This is a genomic window from Streptococcus suis (assembly GCF_002964575.1).
Lineage (GTDB): Bacteria > Bacillota > Bacilli > Lactobacillales > Streptococcaceae > Streptococcus > Streptococcus suis_R.
Genome location: NZ_POQQ01000076.1, coordinates 1 through 20156 on the forward strand (window position 1 = coordinate 1; position 20156 = coordinate 20156).

The window sequence follows — 20156 nt, forward strand, 5'->3', positions numbered from 1 at the left end:
TTTCTTTTGGCAAAAAATAACATTAGGATAATAAGTAAGTCTACGGCTGTCCCAGAATACAGGATTATTGAAGTAACAACATTTTGAATCATAAAACACCTCATTCAAATATATTTTTGAATGTATTCTAACATTAAACTTTGTAGATGTCAACTTAAAATCCACCAAAATATAGATAAGAAGTTAGTGTACCAAATATTAAAAAGCCCTGCCATCGAAATGATAGCAGGGCTTAACTTCAATATCCAGATGATATATTTATCTAAAAAAGGTAGAGTTTTTATTGATTTGTAGTGCGATATAATGAGTTTCAAAAAATCAAAAATCGCTTAAAATCAAGGTTTCTACCGTCTATTGACGTGTAGTGAATCCCTATTTCACCTCAGTAAAAATTACGTGCTTACGCAATTTTGGTGAGTATTTTTTCAATTGAAGACGGTCTGGAGTGTTACGTTTGTTTTTTGAAGTAAGGTACAAACGCTCACCAGATTCTTTGTGTTCAAGTGTAATATTTACGCGCATGGTATCTCCCTTCTATTATTCAGCTGAAGCAGCCTTAGCGATTTTACGTCCTTTGTAGTATCCTTTCAAAGATACACGGTGAGAACGTGAGTAATCTCCAGTAGTTTCATCAAATTTCACAGTTGGAGCTGCTACTTTATAGTGAGTACGACGTTTGTTTTTCTTCGCTTTTGAAGTGCGACGTGCAGGTACTGCCATTTCTTTCTTCCTCCGTTAAATATAAGGGCACAGCCCTTTTTCAATCTAAAATAGTGCGTATGACTTTCGTCAACTTTAACAGTATAACAAAAGTTTTTTGTAAAGTAAAGTTACTTGACAGATTTTTTTTAAAAATTTTTGCCTCAAATGCTTCTAGCGAGCAGAATTTACCTAACTTTGCTAAAATAGTCAAAAAAATGCAAAAAATACTTGACAGCATATATATTATATAATGGTTGTAGGACAAGTTCCGATAATTCAAATATGAAGGAGAACTGTATGAAAACAGTTGGGAAGTTTTTCGCGAAAAAGTTGGCTAGCCTTTTGGTCTTATTGCTGGTTTTAGGTCTAGGTATCTTTTGGCTTAGGAATAGTATTTTTGCCTGGTTTCAAGGGACCCACAAGGTTCAGTATGAATTTGTCATCAAGAAGTTTGAAGCGGAAAGCAAGCTGGTTGTAGCAGGAGCTGAGGTGGATACAACTGCCAACCAGACCTTTGAAAACAATCAGTTAATAGAATGGCCAGACTGGACAGAACCGATTACCAAGCTCTTTGTAGGACGTGAAATGTCTGTTGATATTCCTGTGCAGACGGAGTTCAAGCTGGTCTTGGAGGGCATTGGTCAGTCAGATGTTCAGATTCAAAATAATACCTTGACCTTCAAGAAACCTGTGCTTGTTGAAGTTGATTCTCAGCAACATGGAGAAATCAAGATCAGCAATAATAGCAATGGTCTGCTAGACAAGGCGGTCGATGTCTTCACATCTGGACAAAAGGCCCAGGAATTTCTAAATGATAAATCCCAAGAAGCCATTTATAAGACAAGTGAGGAAGTATTGAATGATGCGGAACGCCAGGAAAAAGTAGCGGCCTTTGCAGAAACAGCCTTAGAAAACCTCCTCAATCTCAACTCAGAAGAAAAACTTGAGGTTGAGATTGAAGTGGCCGACTTGAATTTCCAGATTGTAGACAAGAAATAGCTTTTTAAACAAGGCTGTGTCAGTAGACACGGCTTTTTGTCTGCTCTGCCATTTCCAAAAATGCCCAAAATATGATAAAATAAGGAAAAGTTTTAGAGAAATGAGAAGGCCTATGAAATTACAAAAACCCAAAGGGACCCAGGATTTACTACCGCAGGATACGGCCAAGTGGCAGTATGTGGAAAACTTCACCCGCAACATTTTCAAACAGTACAATTACGCTGAGATTCGCACTCCGATCTTCGAGCATTATGAGGTCATCAGCCGTTCGGTTGGTGACACCACGGATATTGTGACCAAGGAGATGTATGATTTCTATGACAAGGGGGACCGCCACATTACCCTCCGTCCAGAAGGGACGGCGCCCGTTGTTCGTTCTTATGTAGAAAACAAGCTCTTTGCTCCAGAAGTGCAAAAGCCAGCTAAGTTCTACTACATGGGCCCAATGTTCCGCTATGAGCGTCCGCAGGCAGGTCGTCTCCGTCAGTTCCACCAGATTGGTGTCGAGTGCTTCGGTTCTAGCAACCCAGCGACAGATGTGGAAACTATTGCCATGGCCTACCACTTCTTTGAGGAGCTGGGGATTCAGAATATCCGCCTCCATCTCAATAGTCTGGGTAACCTAGAGAGCCGTGCAGCCTACCGTCAGGCCTTGATTGACTACCTGACACCATTCAAGGACCAGCTATCTAAGGACAGCCAGCGCCGTTTAGAAGAAAATCCTTTGCGTGTGTTGGATTCTAAGGAAAAAGAAGACAAGGTTGCGGTGGAAAATGCACCGTCCATCTTGGATTACTTGGATGAGGAAAGTACAGCTCACTTCGAGGCAGTCAAGTCCATGCTGGACAGCTTGGGGATTGCTTACACCATCGACACCAACATGGTACGTGGTCTGGACTACTATAACCACACTATTTTTGAGTTTATGACAGAGGTTGGTGGCAATGACCTGACCATCTGTGCCGGGGGTCGTTACGACGGTTTGGTGTCCTATTTCGGTGGACCAGAAACACCAGCCTTCGGCTTTGGTATGGGGATTGAACGCCTCATCCTCGTCCTTGAAAAGCAAGGCATTGAACTTCCTCTCGACACCCAGTTAGATGTCTACATTGCTGTTTTAGGTCAGGAGGCCAATGGCGGAGCGCTTGAGTTGGTTCAAGCCATCCGCAAGCAAGGTTTCCGAGCAGAGCGAGATTACCTTGACCGCAAGCTCAAGGCCCAGTTTAAGTCAGCAGATGTCTTTGGAGCTAAGACCATTATTACACTTGGTGGAAGCGAGCTGGAAAGCGGACAAGTCGTGGTGAAAAATAACCAGACAAGAAGCCGGGTCGAAACAAATTTGGAAACACTCAAAACAGATTTTGCAAGTATTTTGGAAGAATTAGAGAAGTAGTAGCCTGGGCTGCTACTTTTTTATGGTCGAATGAAGAGCTTTCAGACAAGGAACTGTGGTGCAGGCAGCTAGGACAGCCTAGAGACTGTTCTAGGTTGGAAATGAAGCGAACTTTGTTCGCATCAGTAGTAGAGGTCAGATTTGGAGTGTGAAACACGAATTGCTGAGATTTGCTTTGCAAATCTTATCTCCAACCTTTAACAGTCCACTGGACTGTTAAAGCCAATAAACCACTGCGCTGAGATGTTGACACGAACTCTGAGAAGCGAGGCTGGTTGAGCCCAGCCTCTCTTTCGTAGAGTAGGGCAAGCCGAAAGTGACGATGTATCAAAGCTCTTCCAATGACTATATAAAGTAAAAAAAGAGAAGCGACTATTTAGTCGCTTCTAGCTTTAGTGGAGAACAAATTAGTGATGGTGGCAGAAATCAAGGACCATACGACCTTGAATAGTACCAGCGGCCATTTCATCAAAGACTGCTTCGGCATCGTCCACAGGACGTTTTTGAACGACAGGAACAACCAAGCCCATAGCACCGAAGTGGAAGGCTTCTTCTAGGTCTTTACGAGTACCAACCAGAGAGCCGACTACCTTGATACCATCTAGCACAGTCTTCACAATGCTGAGGTCCATGTATTCAGATGGAAGTCCGACAGCCACGACATAGCCACCTGCACGAACGCTGTCAATAGCCTGGTTGAAGGCAACCTTAGAAACAGCCGTTACGACAGTTGAGTGGGCACCACCACCCGTTACTTCCTTGATGTAGCCAGGCACATCTTCCACTTCAAGACCATTGATGATGACATCTGCACCGACTTCCTTGGCTAATTCTAGCTTGTCATTGTTAATATCGACAGCAATAACGTGGGCATTAAAGACTTTCTTAGCGTATTGGACCGCAAGGTTGCCCAGTCCACCAGCACCGTAGATGACAATCCATTGACCTGGTTCTAGGTGCGCTTCTTTGATAGCCTTGTAGCAGGTTACGCCAGCACAGGTGATGGAGCTTGCTTGAGCAGGGTCCAGACCTTCTGGTACTTTTACTGCATAGTCAGCTGTTACGATACATTGCTCAGCCATACCACCGTCAACTGAGTAGCCAGCATTTTTTACTGTACGGCAGAGGGTTTCACGACCAGTTGTACAGTATTCACACGTGCCGCAGCCTTGGAAGAACCAAGCAACGCTGACACGATCGCCGACTTTTAAGCTGGTTACGTCAGGAGCAATTTCAGTCACAATACCGATACCTTCGTGACCAAGAACACGACCAGGAACCTTACCAAAGTCACCTTGAGCAACGTGTAAGTCCGTATGGCAGACACCGCAGTACTCAATCTGAACCAGAGCTTCGCCAGTTTCAAGTGGACGAAGTTCTTTTTCAACAACGACAACACCAGTAGATTCTGGATTAACAACAACTGCTTTCATGGCAGACCTCCTATGTATGATTGCACATCATTTTGATGTGTTAATATAGTTTATTTTCTTGTTAATAATATCACAAAAACTAAGATAATGCAAGTATATCAAGAGAAAGGGGCTTGTATCTACTTTTGAAAACAATCAGAGAATTCCTGAAATTTTTCCATAAAAACCATTTACTTGCAAGCGTTTTCTTGTTAAAATAGAAGCTAAGGAGAAGTTTGTGTTGATTTTCGCTCAGTGATGAGTTGACAAGGGGAGTTTTTGGTAGTTTACTGAAAATAGTCAGAAAAATATCGGAAAACATAAGTAAAGTAAGCGTTTTCAAAAATAAAACAGAAAAAATGTGAAAAAATTAACAAATTCTCTTTACAAATAAATAGAAATATTGTAGAATAACATTGTGAAAAAGTTAACAAAAGTTAACAAGAAAATTTGGAGGAACACAATGGCTGATAAAAAAGTTGTATCACCAGAAGAAAAATTAGCAGAAGCTCGCAAGCACGTTGATGAGCTTGTTCAAAAAGGTTTGGTTGCTCTTGATGAGTTCCGCAAACTTGGTCAAGAAGAGGTAGACTACATCGTAGCTAAGGCTTCGGTAGCTGCTCTTGACAAGCACGGTGAACTGGCAATGCACGCTTTTGAAGAAACCAAACGTGGTGTATTCGAAGATAAGGCGACTAAAAACTTGTTTGCCTGTGAGCACGTTGTTAACAACATGCGCCATACAAAAACAGTTGGTGTCATCGAAGAAGATGATGTTACCGGCTTGACCTTGATTGCCGAGCCAGTTGGTGTTATCTGTGGTATCACGCCAACAACAAACCCAACTTCAACTGCAATCTTTAAGTCTTTGATTGCATTGAAAACACGTAACCCTATCGTCTTTGCCTTCCACCCATCTGCTCAAGAATCTTCAGCTCATGCAGCGCGTGTTGTCTATGAAGCAGCTGTGGCAGCTGGTGCTCCAGAAAACTGTATCCAGTGGGTAACAAAACCATCTATGGAAGCAACTTCTGAATTGATGAAGCATGACGGAATTGCGACAATCCTTGCAACGGGTGGTAACGCCATGGTGCGTGCGGCTTACTCTTGTGGGAAACCTGCTCTTGGTGTAGGTGCTGGTAACGTTCCTGCCTATGTTGAAAAATCTGCAAACATCCGTCAAGCTGCACATGACATCGTGATGTCTAAGTCATTTGATAATGGTATGGTCTGCGCGTCAGAGCAAGCAGTGATCATTGATAAGGAAGTGTATGACGAATTTGTAGCTGAATTCAAATCTTACAAAACTTACTTTGTTAACAAGAAAGAAAAAGCCCTTCTCGAAGAGTACTGCTTCGGTGTAAAAGCCAACAGCAAGAACTGTGCAGAAGGCAAATTGAATGCGGACATCGTAGGTCGTCCAGCTGCATGGATTGCTGAACAAGCTGGTTTCTCAGTTCCAGAGGGTACCAACATCTTGGCAGCTGAAGTTGCTGAAATCGGTGAAAAAGAGCCATTGACTCGTGAGAAATTGTCACCAGTTATCGCTGTCCTGAAAGTTGAAGGACGTGAAGAAGGTCTGGAAGCAGCTCGCCAAATGGTTGAATTCCACGGTCTAGGTCACTCAGCAGCTATCCATACAGAAGATGCTGAATTGGCCAAAGAATTTGGTACAATCGTACGTGCGATCCGTGTTATTTGGAACTCTCCATCTACTTTCGGTGGTATCGGTGATGTTTACAATGCCTTCTTGCCATCATTGACACTTGGTTGTGGTTCTTATGGACGTAACTCAATCAGTGATAACGTAAGTGCGATGAACTTGCTCAACATCAAGAAAGTAGGAAGACGTAGAAATAATATGCAATGGTTTAAAGTTCCTTCTAAAACATACTTCGAACGTGATTCTATCCAATACCTCCAAAAATGTCGTGACGTTGAACGTGTGATGATCGTTACGGACCATGCCATGGTAGAACTTGGTTTCTTGGATCGTATTATTGAACAATTGGATCTTCGTCGTAATAAAGTGGTTTACCAAATCTTCTCAGACGTTGAACCAGATCCAGACATCACAACAGTTTACAAGGGTACAGAATTGATGCGTACCTTCAAACCAGATACAATCATCGCCCTCGGTGGTGGTTCACCAATGGATGCTGCCAAAGTTATGTGGCTCTTCTACGAGCAACCAACAGTTGACTTCCATGACCTTGTTCAAAAATTCATGGACATCCGTAAACGTGCCTTCAAGTTCCCAGAACTTGGTAAGAAATCTAAGTTTATCGCGATCCCAACAACATCTGGTACAGGTTCAGAAGTCACTCCATTTGCTGTAATCTCTGATAAGGCAAACAACCGCAAGTACCCAATTGCTGACTACTCATTGACACCAACTGTGGCAATCGTTGACCCAGCACTCGTATTGACAGTACCTGCACACGTTACAGCGGATACTGGTATGGACGTATTGACTCACGCTACAGAAGCATATGTATCAACAGTAGCCAACGACTTCACAGACGGTCTTGCTCTTCAAGCTATTAAACTTGTCTTTGAAAACCTTGAAAGCTCAGTGAAGAATGCTGACTTCTACTCACGTGAGAAAATGCATAATGCTTCAACTATTGCAGGTATGGCCTTCGCCAACGCCTTCTTGGGTATTTCACACTCAATGGCCCACAAGATTGGTGGACGTTTCCACACAGTTCACGGTCGTACAAACGCTATCTTGCTTCCATACGTTATCCGCTACAACGGTACTCGTCCAGCTAAGACAGCTACATGGCCTAAGTACAACTACTACAAAGCGGATGAGAAATACCAAGACATCGCTCGTATGCTAGGTCTTCCATGCTCAACACCAGAAGAAGCAGTTGCTGCTTACGCACAAGCTGTTTATGACCTCGGTGAGCGTATCGGTATCCAAATGAACTTGAAAGCTCAAGGTATCGATGAGAAAGAACTCAAAGAACACTCTCGTGAATTGGCTCTCCTTGCCTACGAAGACCAATGTACACCAGCTAACCCACGTCTAGCAATGGTTGACCACATGCAAGAAATCATTGAGGATGCGTACTACGGTTACAAAGAACGTCCAGGCCGTTTGAAATAATTTTTCCGTCGAGCCTCTGCGTTGGCTTGGCTAGGTGAACTTGAGTTCAACCGTCGCCTTCGCCGCCTAGACTCTCTTAGGAAAAACTGATTTCAAATATGATAGTGTTGGGTTTTTCAAATACAAATCATTCCTTGATGGTTTGGGTAGTTTCGGCAATCTGCCTAGAAAGACTTAGGACTAGAATTATTTCGGTAATTCGCCTCGTCGCATTTAGAAAATCATCCCTTGATGATTTAGCGTCGCCTTCGCCGCCTAGGCACTCTTAGGAAAAATTGATTTCAAAATGAACATGTAAGTGTTGTTGCACAAATCATTTCTTAATAATCCTTATATAAACAATTGGACTAGCCTCCAAAACTTTCTCAAACACCAGTTTACGTGCAGTAGGCTGGTGTTTTGATATTTTGAAGGTAAGAGCCCAAAGCCGGACAGATATTCGGTTTTTTGTCTTATCTTCCCAATTTTCTGTCAATTTATGGTAGAATAGAAAAAATAGATTTTTTACGAGGGATACTATGACACTAGTTTATCAATCAACACGCGATGCTAAAAATACCGTATCGGCTAGTCAGGCTATTTTGCAGGGCTTGGCGACTGATGGTGGTTTGTTTACACCGATTTCCATTCCAACAGTTGACTTGGACTTTTCTGTTCTCAAAGACGCTTCTTATCAAGAGGTTGCCAAGCTGATTTTGTCAGCTTTCTTGGATGATTTTACGGCAGACGAACTGGACTACTGTATCAACAATGCCTATGACAGCAAGTTTGACACGCCAGTTATTGCCCCAGTGGTTAAGCTAAAAGGTCAGTACAACTTGGAACTCTTCCGAGGCTCAACCATTGCCTTTAAGGATATGGCACTGTCTATCCTGCCTTACTTGATGACAACTGCGGCGAAAAAGCATGGTTTGGAAAATGAGATTGTCATCTTGACAGCGACTTCAGGCGATACAGGCAAGGCAGCCATGGCTGGTTTTGCGGATGTTCCTGGCACGCAAATCATCGTCTTCTATCCACGCGACGGGGTGTCTAAGGTCCAAGAATTGCAGATGACCACGCAGACAGGAGCTAACACGCATGTGGTGGCTATTGACGGTAACTTTGACGACGCCCAGACAAATGTCAAACACATGTTCAACGATGAGGCTCTTCGTGCCAAATTGGCAGCTAAGAAACTCCAGTTTTCATCTGCTAACTCTATGAACATCGGCCGCTTGGTGCCACAGATTGTGTACTATGTCTATGCCTACGCACAGCTGGTTAAAACTGGCGAGATTGCGGCGGGTGACAAGGTCAACTTCACCGTTCCGACAGGGAATTTCGGAAATATCTTGGCGGCATACTACGCCAAACAAATCGGTCTTCCAGTTGGCAAGCTCATCTGTGCTTCCAACGACAACAACGTCTTGACCGACTTCTTCTCAACAGGTGTTTACGACAAGAACCGTACCTTCCGCGTGACCACTAGTCCGTCCATGGACATCTTGGTGTCCTCAAACTTGGAACGCTTGATTTTCCATCTCTTTGGCAATGACGCTGGAAAAACAGCTGACCTCATGGAAGCCTTGAACACAGCTGGTCAGTACGACATTCAAGGGGCTGACGCGGAAATCCTCTCTCTCTTTGCTGCCGCCTTTGCGACAGAAGAAGAAACTGCTGCGGAAATCAAGCGAGTCTATGAGGAGTCAGACTACATTGAAGATCCACATACGGCTGTTGCCTCAGCTGTCTATAAACAGTATGTGGAGAAGACGGGAGATCAGACTCCGACAGTGATTGCTTCCACAGCAAGTCCTTACAAGTTCCCGGTGGTTGCGGTTGAGGCTGTGACAGGCCAGTCAGGTTTGTCTGACTTTGAAGCCCTTGCAAAATTGCATGAGATTTCAGGTGTAGCCCTGCCGCCAGCTGTGGACGGATTGGAAACAGCACCTGTTCGCCACAAAACCGTTGTTGCAGCTGCGGATATGCAGGCTGAGGTGGAACGTTATTTGGGTATTTAATCCATTGATGATTCCTAACAAACTACTTATCTTGAGTAGTTTGTTTTCTTTTTAAATGTAGAGTAAAATTTACAGATAATTTAAGGAATGATATACTAGATAAGAGCACTTGGAAAAGAAGTCACTAGTGGCACAGTAGCAAGTAACCATTTTTTGTAAAAAGAAAACGCCTTATCAATGTAGCTGGGAGAATGGATTTTACCAACATTGAGAGGGCTTGGATACGCTTGTGGAAGCCAGTGACTTTTCAGCAGGAGAAGGGCAACGCTTGGAACTCATGCGGGCCCTGCTCAAAAATGCGGATTGCTATATCTTTGATGAGCCGACTAGTCACCTAGACTCGCTCAATGAAGCCTGCTTTATCCGGCTGGTTAAAGAGCATTGTCAGGGCGTGGTCTTCTTGATTTCCCATAGAAGCTCGACCATGGCTTGTGCGGATACCATTTTCCGCTTGGAAGACGGACAATTAGTAAAGGAATAATAAATGAAGAAATTACAAGTAAAAGATCTGATGGTAACAGGGGCTTTTTCAGCCCTCTACTTTGTTTGTGTTGGTCTAGGAACCTTATTGAGCTTGGTTTTTGATCGGTCAGGTAATATGATGTATGCACCAGCTGGAGCAGCTCTTTTAGCTGGTCCAGTCTATATGCTCTTGATTGCCAAGGTTGGGAAGCCAGGTTCTATTAGTCTGGTCGGTGCAGTCATGGCCTGCTTCTTTTTCCTATCAGGCTATATGACAGCTGCCTTTCTGCCTAGCCTGACCTTTGGCTTACTAGCTGAACTGATCGCAAAAGCTGGTCACTATAAGCAAAAATGGGTCAATCTTCTTAGTTATATTGTTTTCTCTTTTGGAAATTTAGGACCGATTCTGCTTATGTGGTTTATGCGAGATGCCTATGAAGCCGGTCTATTGGCCCGTGGTAAATCAGCAGAGTATGTGGCCCGAGTGATGCTGGACTTTACTCCAGGGAATGTAATCTGGTTGTCAACTACTATTATTCTAACTGCTCTTGTAAGTGGCCTTTTTGGACAATACATGGTCAAGCGCTATTTCAAACAATCAGGTTTTCTATCATGAAATTAGATGCCCGTACCAAAATCATTCTAGTCATCTTTGCTAGTATTACCTATGGTTTGCGACTGACTATTCTTGAAAATGCAGTGCTAGTCTTGGGATTTAGCCTGCTTTTCTGGTTTTCTCAGAAGAAAAAAATGGCTGTCATTGGGGTCTTGTTCTATACTGGTTTTTGGCTCCTGTCCTATATTTCCTTCTTGCCAGCCTGGCTGGCACATGTCTTGGTCGTTCTGACTTATACATGGCCACCACTTTTAGCAGGGCATTTTTTGCTGATGACCACCAGCAGTTACGAACTTGTCCATGGTCTGCGCAAATGGCGCTTGCCAGAGGTATTTCTTTTGACGCTAGGAGTCATGTTTCGTTTCCTTCCAGCTATCAAGGAGGATGCTAGAACCATTCGCGCTTCATTACAGGTGAGGGGGATTTTCCTGCGGAAGAGGGACGTGATTTGTAGACCGCTTCAGTACCTGGAATGTTTCTTGGTTCCCCTTATGATGTCCCTCTTGCGAACGGCTCAGGAATTAACTGTAGCCAGTTTGACCAAGGGCTTGGCCTTGTCTGGTAAACCCACAGAATACCTGCAGTCGTCTTGGAGCCTGCTAGATTGGAGTCTTTGTTTATGTTGTGTCAGTTTTCTTCTTCTGGTCCAGCTGTGACGGTAAGAGGGTTGGAATTGCACTATCCCGGATCTGACAAACCAGCCCTTGCTATTTCAGATTTAACCATCCCAACCGGCCAATGTGTCGTTCTTTGTGGTCAGAGCGGTTCAGGAAAATCAAGTTTTCTCAAAGTTTTGAATGGCCTGGTTCCAGAATATTATCCAGCCCAACTCTCAGGTCAGGTCTATCTAGGTGACAAGGAGTTGAGAGGGATGAGTTTAGAAGATTTGTCCTATCAGGTTGCTTCTGTTTTTCAGCAACCTTCTACTCAATTCTTCCAAAATCAAGTCTTGCAGGAACTGGTATTTCCCTGTGAAAACCAAGGCTTATCTAAGGAAGAAATAGCTCAGCGTTTGGTTTGGGTCAATAACTTGTTTGACTTAGAGCCCCTGTATGAACGAAAGATTTCCAGCCTATCTGGTGGACAGCAACAGGTTCTGGCTTTGGCTGTTGCAGCCATGCAGGGAACAGATCTTCTAGTTCTGGATGAGCCGACAGCTAATTTGGATCAGCAAGGTGTGGTAAGAGTTCAAGAAGTCTTGCAGCTCTTGAAAAAACAGGGAAAAACCATTATTATTGCGGAACACCGCTTGTCCTATCTCAGTTACTTGGCTGATCGCTACCTCTATTTTCAAGACGGACAGTTGGTGACGGACTATTTGGCTGCGGACTTTCTCAGCCGAACAGATGCCTGTCGTCAGGACATGGGGCTGCGTTGCTACGATTCGGCGCCTTATGGGCGGGCAATAGCAGAGCGGGCTAGTCAGTTTACAGATGATGAGCAAGGCTTGCTTGTTGAGAACCTATCGGTCAGCCAGTCAGGAAGCCTTCTTTACCAGGTTGAAAAGCTCTGTTTGGCACCGGGTCAGGTTATTGGTCTTGTGGGACCAAATGGGTCTGGAAAAACGAGTCTAGCCAACTATCTGGTTGGACTATCAGAAGATAAAAAGGCTAGCATTGCTTGTTATGGGAAAAAACTCACGGCAGGTCAACGCCTGGAAAAAACTGCCCTTGTCATGCAGGATGTCCGCCTACAGCTCTTTGCAGAAACAGTCTGCAGGGAATTGACGCTGGGGCAAAAAGACAAGCAGCTTGATGAGGAGATGATCAGCCGTTTTCGCTTGGAAGACTTGCTGGATAGGCATCCAGTCAGCTTGTCAGGTGGAGAGCAGCAACGTGTGATGATGGTAGCTAGCTTATTGGCGGATAAGGACATTTTTATCTTTGATGAGCCGACTAGCGGTTTGGATCTGCGACAGATGAAAGCAGTCGCCAGGGCCCTGCTTGATTTAAAAGAGAAAAATAAGCTAGTTCTGTTGATTTCGCATGATGAAGAACTCTTAGACTTGGTTTGTGATAAAATAATAGATGTTAAACAATTAAGATGAGGATGATGAACAAGCATACAAAAGAATTACTTAGGATTGCCTTGCCTGCTATGGCTGAAAATATTCTCCAAATGTTGATGGGCATGGTGGATTCTTACTTAGTGGCTAGTATCGGCCTTGTAGCCCTGTCGGGAGTATCTCTGGCCAACAATATATTGGCAGTTTATCAGGCAATTTTTATCGCTTTAGCCGCGGCCATCTCAGCTCGTCTGGCTCAGATTTTGGGTCAAGGGAAGTCTGAAAAGATGAGCTATATTGTTAGCGAGGGCTTGAAAATAACGCTTTGTGTTAGTCTGGTTCTTGGTGGGTTAGCCCTATTGTTGGGTCCCAATTTGCTGACAAGTTTGGGAGCTGAAGCTGCAGTTGCCAAGGCAGGTGGTCTTTATCTCATCTTGGTTGGTGGCGGCATTCTCTTTCTCGGATTGATGATGAGTTTAGGTGCGATCTTACGAACCTTGGGTCAACCCAAATTCCCCATGTATATCAGTCTTCTGTCCAATCTTTTGAATGTTCTTTTTTCAGCCTTTGCTGTTTTTGTGATCCATGCTGGCGTGGCTGGAGTTGCTCTTGGAACAGTCTTGTCACGGCTGGTAGGTTGTTTTCTGCTGTGGGCAAAGCTTGCCTTTCCTTTAGAGAAATGGACCTGGTCTTTGGATAGGGAGCTCATCCGACTTGCCTTGCCAACGACTGGGGAGCGCTTGATGATGCGGGCTGGCGATGTGGTTGTTGTCGCTTTGATTACTGGTTTAGGTACAGCAGTTGTAGCTGGTAACGCCATTGGAGAAACGCTAACCCAGTTTAACTATATGCCAGCCATGGGAATTGCCACGGCAACCATTATCTTGACAGCCAAGCATAGGCAGACTCAGTCTGCGGTAGAGGACATCTTGAAAAGGAGTTTCTTTCTTTCACTCCTTTTTATGCTACTGGTAGCTACTACAACCTATTTATCTGGTCCACTTTTAATCGGTTTGTATTCAAAAGAACCACAGGTTGTTCAGGCCAGCCAGACAGTTTTGCTCTATTCCATGTTAGGTGTTCCCTTTACGGCTTCTACTCTTGTTTTAACTGCCTTGTGGCAAGGTCTGGGTAATGCCAAGCTACCATTTTATGCGACCAGTCTAGGTATGTGGATAGTCCGAATTGGTCTTACCTATCTACTTATTGGAGTATTTCATCTAGGTTTACAGGCTATTTGGATAGCAACTATAGCCGATAATGCCTTTCGTGCAGGATTTTTGTATGTCCAATATAGGCGAGAAAGAAAAGTTAAAATTGATTAAGAAATGTCTAAGAAATCTTTTAGTTTCGCTTAAGCTAGCTCTTGTATACTATATTCAAGCTAGAAATAGCAAACAATTTTCTTTTCACCTAAAGGTGTCCCTATCTCTAAGTCGCAAGCGACAAAGAGCTAGGTATCATATAATCTCCAGAGAACAGTCGACTGAGGTCGGCTGTTTTCGTCTATTATTCTTATGAAAAATGGTATAATAGTTGTGATTGTGTAAGGAGAAGAATATGTCAGTAGTAGGAAAAGCAAATGGAAAAATCATTTTGATGGGCGAGCATGCGGTTGTCTATGGCCAGCCAGCAATTGCTATGCCTTTTTCTGCTGTTGAAATTACCGCTCAGGTAAGGGCGCAGGGTCAGGCTCTGAGTGTGGCCTGTGACTTCTACGAAGGTTTGGTTCACAAGATGCCAAAAATCTGGGAAAGCCTCAAGCATGCTATTCGCTTTTCCCTCTACCGTATCGGCGCTCCGACAGATCCAGCTATTCACATCGAAATCAGCTCCACCATTCCTGCCGAGCGAGGCATGGGCTCCAGTGCTGCGGTGGCAGTTGCGGTGGCCCGCGCCCTCTTTGCCTATTATGAAAAAGAGCTGACAGACAGTGAGCTCTGGGACATCGTCCAGTCTTCGGAAAAAATTGCTCACGGCAATCCCTCTGGCGTCGATGCGGCAACCACCAGCGGTAAGTCACCAGTCTTTTTTATCAAACACCAGCCCATTCAACCGCTGGAGCTAAAACTCCAGGCCTATTTGGTGGTGGCAGATACTGGAGTGACTGGAAATACCCTAGAAGCCATTTCAGACGTGGCTGATTTGTTGGAGAAAAAGCCAGAGGCTATCAAGCTAGTAGAAGAACTGGGTAACTTGACCCGACAGGCCAAGGAAGATTTAGCCACAGACCAGGCAGAGCTTCTAGGTAGCAGAATGAACCAAGCCCATGCCCTCCTGCAAAAATTAGGCGTGTCTGATCCTAGCCTGGATAAGCTCGTCAGCCTTGCCCAAGAAAATGGAGCCCTCGGAGCCAAATTAACCGGTGGCGGACGAGGCGGTTGCATGATTGCCCTATCCAGAACAGCCCAGGATGCCCAAGTCCTTGCCCAACTTCTTGCCCAAGCAGGTGCCCGCCAAACCTGGATACAGTACTTAGGAGAAACCAATGACTAAACAGACAGGCATTGCCCGTGCCCATACCAATATTGCCTTGATTAAATACTGGGGAAAACGAGATAAGGAATTATTCCTACCCATGAATTCTAGCCTATCCTTGACCCTTGACGCATTTTATACGGATACCAAGGTCGTTTTTGACCCCAAATTGACTGCCGATGAGTTCTATCTCAACGGAATGTTACAAAAAGAAAAAGAAATATTAAAAATTTCTCGATTTTTGGATTTGTTTTGCGAATATATAGGTGAAAGGGCATTTGCCCGAGTGGAAAGTCTAAATTTTGTTCCGACTGCGGCTGGTTTGGCCAGCTCAGCATCAGCCTTCGCAGCACTTGCGCTTGCAACCGCAACTGCCTTGGATATAGATTTGTCACCAGCCACCCTATCCACCCTTGCACGCAGGGGGTCTGGCTCAAGCACCCGCAGCCTATTCGGTGGCTTTGTCGAGTGGGATATGGGAACGGGTTCGGAAGACTCTATGGCCCATCCCATTGACGATGCCGATTGGGATATTGCCATGGTCGTCTTAGCCGTCAATACTGGACCGAAAAAGATTGCTAGTCGAGAGGGAATGGACCATACGGTTGCCACCTCACCATTTTACACAGCCTGGGTAGAAACAGCCAAGCAAGACTTGGTGGACATCAAGGAAGCCATTGCCAGCCGTGATTTTGAAAAACTTGGTCAGATTACGGAACACAACGGTATGAAAATGCACGCAACGACGCTTTCTGCCAATCCGCCCTTTACCTACTGGTCAGCCGATAGCCTAGTGGCCCAAGAGGCAGTCCGTCAGGTTCGTGAGGAAAGCGGCTTATCAGCCTACATGACCATGGATGCAGGACCGAATGTCAAGGTCCTCTGCCGAGCAAGTCAAATGGACGAGCTAGTAGCTGAATTGGCCAAAGTCTTCCCAAGGGAGAAAATCATTACCAGCAAGCCTGGTCCTGCCGCCTACGTCCTCAGCGAAGACGAGTGGCAGGCCTCACAAGCAGCGTTTGAAAAGGGCTTGTAGCATGAAAGTACAAGTAAAGATACCTGGAAAACTCTTTCTAGCAGGGGAATACGCAGTTGTAGAGGCAGGCTATCCCGCAGTGATTGCGGCCCTGGACCAATACTTGACTGTCACCATAGAAACAAGTGACCGCGGCCTTCTTCATTCCAGCCAGCAAGCAGACCTCTATCTGACCTGGGAGCGTAAGGAAGGTGCCCTTCTTGTCCAAGGAGATCATCCCTATGCTCTGATTGAGACCGCCATGCAGGTGACTGAGGAATATTTGACGGCCAAGGGCTATACTTGTCAAGCAACCTACAGCCTAGCGGTCCAATCTGACCTGGATGACCAGACTTCAGGTGCCAAGTATGGCTTGGGCTCGTCAGGGGCAGTGACGGTTGCGACGGTTAAGGCCCTGCTAACCTACTACGGTCACCGACCAGATGCCCTCCTTACCTACAAGCTGGCAGCCCTGGCCCAGACCAAGTTAGGCATGACGGGGTCCTTCGGTGACTTGGCGGCTTCCAGTTTTGGTGGCTTGATCGCCTATCATTCCCTGGACCGTTCTTGGCTTTTAGGGAAAATGGCAGAGCTGTCCCTGCTTGATCTGGTGGAAAGTGATTGGCAAGGTTTGTCCATCAGCCCTATCCAGCTACCAGAAGGCTTAGACCTCTTGGTTGGTTGGACAGGGTCGGCGGCTTCGACAGATCGATTGGTTTCCCATATGGAAAGTCAAAAAAGTCAGGCAGAAAAAGAGCACATTCATAGCCAGTTTCTAGCCGACTCCAAGACCTGTGTGGAGCAGTTGATAGCGGCCTGTCAAACAGGCAATCAAACAGCTGCTAGACAGGCCATTGCTCAGAACCGCAAGCTCTTGCAAGACTTTGCGAGAGGAATGGGTTTGGTCATTGAAACGCCTCAACTGAGCCAACTCTGTGACCTGGCCCAGACTTATGGAGCGGTGGCCAAATCATCTGGTGCAGGCGGTGGTGACTGCGGCATTTGCTTGGTAGACAGTACGGAACAAAAAGTAGCGATTGAGAAGGCTTGGCAAGAAGCCGGCATTCTTCCACTCCAACTAAAGATCACAAGTAGAGAATAAGGAGAACCCTATGTTTTATCTAGGAGAATTTGGTTTAGACCGCAAGGATCAACACGTTGGCTTGGCCAACCAGCAATACAGTGCCACACCGGCCAAGGACTTTACGGAGACCTTGTTTGTCCATCATTCCCTACCTCAGACCAAGGTGGATGAAGTGGATATTTCGACCAGCGTAGCTGGTTTGGACTTTGCCTTTCCTTTCTTCATCAATGCTATGACCGGTGGAAGCAAAAAGACGCGGGAAATCAATCGCCTCTTGGGAATTATGGGGCATTTTGGCAAGATTGCTCTGGCTTCGGGTTCGGTTAGTGCGGCGATCAAGGATCCGTCTGTTGCTGAAACCTTCTCTGTTATGCGTCGGGAAAATCCTTATGGCATTATTTTTGCCAATCTAGGTGCCCATCATAGTGTTGAGAACGCCAAACGGGCGGTGGATTTGTTGGAGGCCAATGCCATCCAAATCCACGTCAATGCACCCCAGGAGATTGTTATGCCTGAGGGAGACCGTGACTTTACTATGTGGTTGAAGAATATTGAAACCTTGGTGCGAGAGATGGAAGTACCTGTCATCGTCAAGGAAGTTGGTTTTGGCATGAGCCGTGAAACAGTGGCCCAGCTGGCTTCTGTCGGTGTCAAGACCATTGATGTGTCTGGTACTGGGGGGACGGATTTCGCCAAGATTGAAAATGCCCGTCGGACCTTCAATGATTATACCTACTTAGAGGGTTGGGGTCAGTCAACTGTGACATCCTTGGTAGAAGCCATGTCTGTTCCAGAAGAAGTTCGCCCAAGCCTGATTGCATCTGGTGGTATTAAGACGCCACTAGATATTGTCAAATCATTGGCCCTCGGTGCAGACCTTGTTGGTATGTCCAATCATTTCCTCCAGTATGTCAAGGATGGTAAGGGGCATCGTTTTGACGATGGCTTGCAGGCTATTAAAACCTTCCAATGGCAGATGGCTGAAATCATGACCATGCTGGGTGCTAAAAACATTGCGGAACTCCGTCAGAAAGATTTGGTCTTGGCTCCAAAAGTCCAAAACTGGTGCGAAGCGCGTGGGATTGACTGGAAAGCCTATGCCCGTCGGTCGCAATTGGTAAAATAAATACGTACGTTAGAGGTAGAAACTAGAAGATTTCTACCTTTTTTTGTATAATTATGATAAAATAAATGAAAATTTTGAAGAGGTGTTCAGATGAAAGCTATTGTTACAGTTGTCGGTAAGGACAAGTCAGGAATTGTTGCGGGTGTTGCGACCAAGATTGCGGAATTGGGTTTGAATATTGACGATATTTCCCAAACTGTTTTGGATGAGTATTTTACCATGATGGCGGTGGTGTCATCAGATGAGAAGAAAGATTTCACGCAACTTCGTGCGGAATTGGATGCCTTTGGTCAAAATTTGAACGTGAAAATCAATATTCAAAGTGCGGCCATTTTTGATGCCATGCACAACTTGTAAGGAGAGCAATCATGGACATTAGACAGGTTAGAGAAACCATTGAGATGATCGAGGAGCAACACTTCGACATTCGGACCATTACCATGGGGATTTCTCTCTTGGACTGTATCGACTCGGACATCGATAAGGCAGCGGAGAAAATATATACAAAAATTGTAACCAAGGCCAAGAACTTGGTAGCGGTCGGTGATGAGATTGCGGCGGAGCTGGGAATTCCCATTGTCAACAAACGGGTATCGGTGACGCCTATTGCTTTGATTGGTGCAGCGACGGATGCCACGGATTATCTTCCCCTGGCTCATGCCTTGGACAAGGCGGCTCATGAGATCGGCATCGATTTTATCGGGGGTTTTTCAGCTCTGGTTCAAAAGGGCTACCAAAAAGGAGATGAAATCCTCATCAACTCTATACCGCAGGCATTGGCCCAAACGACAAAGGTCTGCTCGTCAGTCAATATCGGCTCGACCAAGTCGGGTATCAATATGACAGCTGTGCGGGACATGGGGCGGATCATCAAGGAGACGGCGGAAGCTTCTGATATGGGTGCGGCCAAGCTGGTGGTCTTTGCCAATGCGGTCGAGGATAATCCCTTCATGGCGGGTGCCTTCCACGGTGTCGGTGAGGCGGATGTGGTCATAAACGTCGGCGTATCTGGGCCAGGTGTGGTCAAGCGTGCTCTTGAAAAAGTGCGTGGTGAGAGCTTTGATGTGGTGGCGGAGACCGTCAAGAAGACGGCCTTCAAGATTACCCGTATCGGTCAGCTGGTCGGCAACATGGCCAGCGAACGCCTGGGTGTCAAGTTCGGTATCGTGGACCTGTCCCTTGCTCCAACGCCGGCTGTTGGCGACTCAGTGGCACGGGTTTTGGAGGAAATGGGCTTAGAAACCGTTGGGACGCACGGAACGACTGCTGCCCTTGCTCTGCTCAATGACGCAGTCAAAAAGGGTGGAGTCATGGCCTGCAACCAAGTCGGTGGCCTGTCTGGTGCCTTCATCCCTGTGTCGGAGGACGAGGGCATGATTGCGGCGGTGCAAAATGGCTCCCTTAACCTTGAAAAATTGGAAGCTATGACGGCTATCTGTTCTGTTGGTTTGGACATGATTGCCATTCCAGAAACAACGCCAGCTGAAACCATTGCGGCTATGATTGCGGATGAAGCGGCTATTGGGGTTATCAACCAGAAAACGACTGCGGTCCGTATTATTCCACTTGGAAAAGAAGGGGACATGATCGAATTTGGCGGCCTTCTGGGAACAGCTCCTGTCATGAAGGTCAATCAGGCTTCATCTGTGGATTTTATCAACCGTGGCGGACAGATTCCAGCACCGATTCATAGTTTTAAGAACTAAAAATCGTAAACCGATTGCGACAAGCAGTCGGTTTTTTGTT

At 45.6% G+C, this 20156-nt stretch carries 18 protein-coding genes and 2 pseudogenes; 16 read left to right on the plus strand and 4 right to left on the minus strand.

Annotated features, from left to right (window positions below):
• Positions 1 to 92: pseudogene (locus C1E58_RS09670) on the minus strand (cadmium transporter); the annotation flags it as partial.
• A gap of 28 nt (positions 93 to 120) precedes the next feature.
• Between C1E58_RS09670 and C1E58_RS12440 the strand changes: the two are divergent.
• A complete protein-coding gene (locus tag C1E58_RS12440; RefSeq protein ID WP_078374329.1) occupies positions 121 to 294 on the plus strand; it encodes a FanG protein in 174 nt (57 codons plus the stop codon).
• Between the two features lie 78 nt (positions 295 to 372).
• Here C1E58_RS12440 and rpmG read toward each other — a convergent pair whose 3' ends face one another.
• Positions 373 to 522: a 50S ribosomal protein L33 gene (gene rpmG, locus C1E58_RS09680; RefSeq protein WP_002262412.1), complete on the minus strand. Its 150-nt coding sequence runs from the start codon at positions 520 to 522 to the stop codon at positions 373 to 375.
• Between the two features lie 15 nt (positions 523 to 537).
• Positions 538 to 720, minus strand: a complete 183-nt coding sequence (gene rpmF / locus C1E58_RS09685; protein ID WP_002937589.1) for a 50S ribosomal protein L32 — start codon at positions 718 to 720, stop codon at positions 538 to 540.
• Positions 721 to 999: 279 nt separating this feature from the next.
• Here rpmF and C1E58_RS09690 point away from each other — a divergent pair, with 279 nt between their 5' ends.
• Both C1E58_RS09690 and hisS read left to right on the plus strand, forming a co-directional pair.
• On the plus strand, positions 1000 to 1701 hold the full coding sequence (locus tag C1E58_RS09690) for a hypothetical protein (protein ID WP_105210190.1): 702 nt from the start codon (positions 1000 to 1002) through the stop codon (positions 1699 to 1701).
• Positions 1702 to 1813: 112 nt separating this feature from the next.
• Positions 1814 to 3094, plus strand: a complete 1281-nt coding sequence (gene hisS / locus C1E58_RS09695; protein ID WP_105210191.1) for a histidine--tRNA ligase — start codon at positions 1814 to 1816, stop codon at positions 3092 to 3094.
• A gap of 407 nt (positions 3095 to 3501) precedes the next feature.
• On the opposite strand, the gene adhP is transcribed toward hisS, so the two are convergent.
• Entirely contained in the window at positions 3502 to 4527 is a 1026-nt protein-coding gene (gene adhP, locus C1E58_RS09705) for an alcohol dehydrogenase AdhP (RefSeq protein WP_105114385.1), read from the minus strand.
• Positions 4528 to 4969: 442 nt separating this feature from the next.
• Here adhP and adhE point away from each other — a divergent pair, with 442 nt between their 5' ends.
• The 13 genes and pseudogenes from adhE (at position 4970) to C1E58_RS09770 (ending at position 20116) form a co-directional block, all read left to right on the plus strand.
• Positions 4970 to 7621 (plus strand): bifunctional acetaldehyde-CoA/alcohol dehydrogenase, encoded by a 2652-nt coding sequence (gene adhE, locus C1E58_RS09710; protein ID WP_105210192.1) that lies wholly within the window; start codon positions 4970 to 4972, stop codon positions 7619 to 7621.
• Between the two features lie 518 nt (positions 7622 to 8139).
• Complete coding sequence (gene thrC, locus C1E58_RS09715; RefSeq protein ID WP_105210193.1) at positions 8140 to 9624, plus strand: threonine synthase; 1485 nt, start codon at positions 8140 to 8142, stop codon at positions 9622 to 9624.
• 211 nt (positions 9625 to 9835) lie between these two features.
• Positions 9836 to 10105: pseudogene (locus C1E58_RS09720) on the plus strand (ATP-binding cassette domain-containing protein); the annotation flags it as partial.
• A 3-nt stretch (positions 10106 to 10108) separates the two neighbouring features.
• Positions 10109 to 10702, plus strand: coding sequence for an MptD family putative ECF transporter S component (locus C1E58_RS09725; protein WP_105210194.1), 594 nt, complete (start codon positions 10109 to 10111; stop codon positions 10700 to 10702).
• Complete coding sequence (locus C1E58_RS09730) at positions 10699 to 11358, plus strand: energy-coupling factor transporter transmembrane component T (RefSeq protein WP_105210195.1); 660 nt, start codon at positions 10699 to 10701, stop codon at positions 11356 to 11358. Before C1E58_RS09725 ends, C1E58_RS09730 begins: the two co-directional genes overlap by 4 nt.
• Positions 11322 to 12749 carry an ABC transporter ATP-binding protein gene (locus tag C1E58_RS09735; RefSeq protein WP_105210196.1) on the plus strand — a complete coding sequence of 476 codons (1428 nt, stop codon included), beginning with the start codon at positions 11322 to 11324 and terminating at the stop codon, positions 12747 to 12749. The genes C1E58_RS09730 and C1E58_RS09735 overlap by 37 nt, the downstream gene beginning before the upstream one ends.
• A 5-nt stretch (positions 12750 to 12754) precedes the next feature.
• Entirely contained in the window at positions 12755 to 14032 is a 1278-nt protein-coding gene (locus C1E58_RS09740) for an MATE family efflux transporter (protein WP_105210197.1), read from the plus strand.
• Positions 14033 to 14267: 235 nt separating this feature from the next.
• On the plus strand, positions 14268 to 15203 hold the full coding sequence (mvk, locus tag C1E58_RS09745; protein ID WP_105210198.1) for a mevalonate kinase: 936 nt from the start codon (positions 14268 to 14270) through the stop codon (positions 15201 to 15203).
• On the plus strand, positions 15196 to 16221 hold the full coding sequence (gene mvaD, locus C1E58_RS09750) for a diphosphomevalonate decarboxylase (protein ID WP_105210199.1): 1026 nt from the start codon (positions 15196 to 15198) through the stop codon (positions 16219 to 16221). The genes mvk and mvaD overlap by 8 nt, the downstream gene beginning before the upstream one ends.
• A 1-nt stretch (position 16222) precedes the next feature.
• Complete coding sequence (locus C1E58_RS09755) at positions 16223 to 17302, plus strand: phosphomevalonate kinase (protein WP_105210200.1); 1080 nt, start codon at positions 16223 to 16225, stop codon at positions 17300 to 17302.
• 10 nt (positions 17303 to 17312) lie between these two features.
• Positions 17313 to 18410 carry a type 2 isopentenyl-diphosphate Delta-isomerase gene (gene fni / locus C1E58_RS09760; RefSeq protein WP_105210201.1) on the plus strand — a complete coding sequence of 366 codons (1098 nt, stop codon included), beginning with the start codon at positions 17313 to 17315 and terminating at the stop codon, positions 18408 to 18410.
• A gap of 90 nt (positions 18411 to 18500) precedes the next feature.
• Complete coding sequence (locus tag C1E58_RS09765; protein ID WP_024382312.1) at positions 18501 to 18767, plus strand: ACT domain-containing protein; 267 nt, start codon at positions 18501 to 18503, stop codon at positions 18765 to 18767.
• An 11-nt stretch (positions 18768 to 18778) separates the two neighbouring features.
• Positions 18779 to 20116, plus strand: coding sequence for a PFL family protein (locus tag C1E58_RS09770; RefSeq protein ID WP_105116985.1), 1338 nt, complete (start codon positions 18779 to 18781; stop codon positions 20114 to 20116).
• The last annotated feature ends 40 nt before the right edge of the window (positions 20117 to 20156 follow it).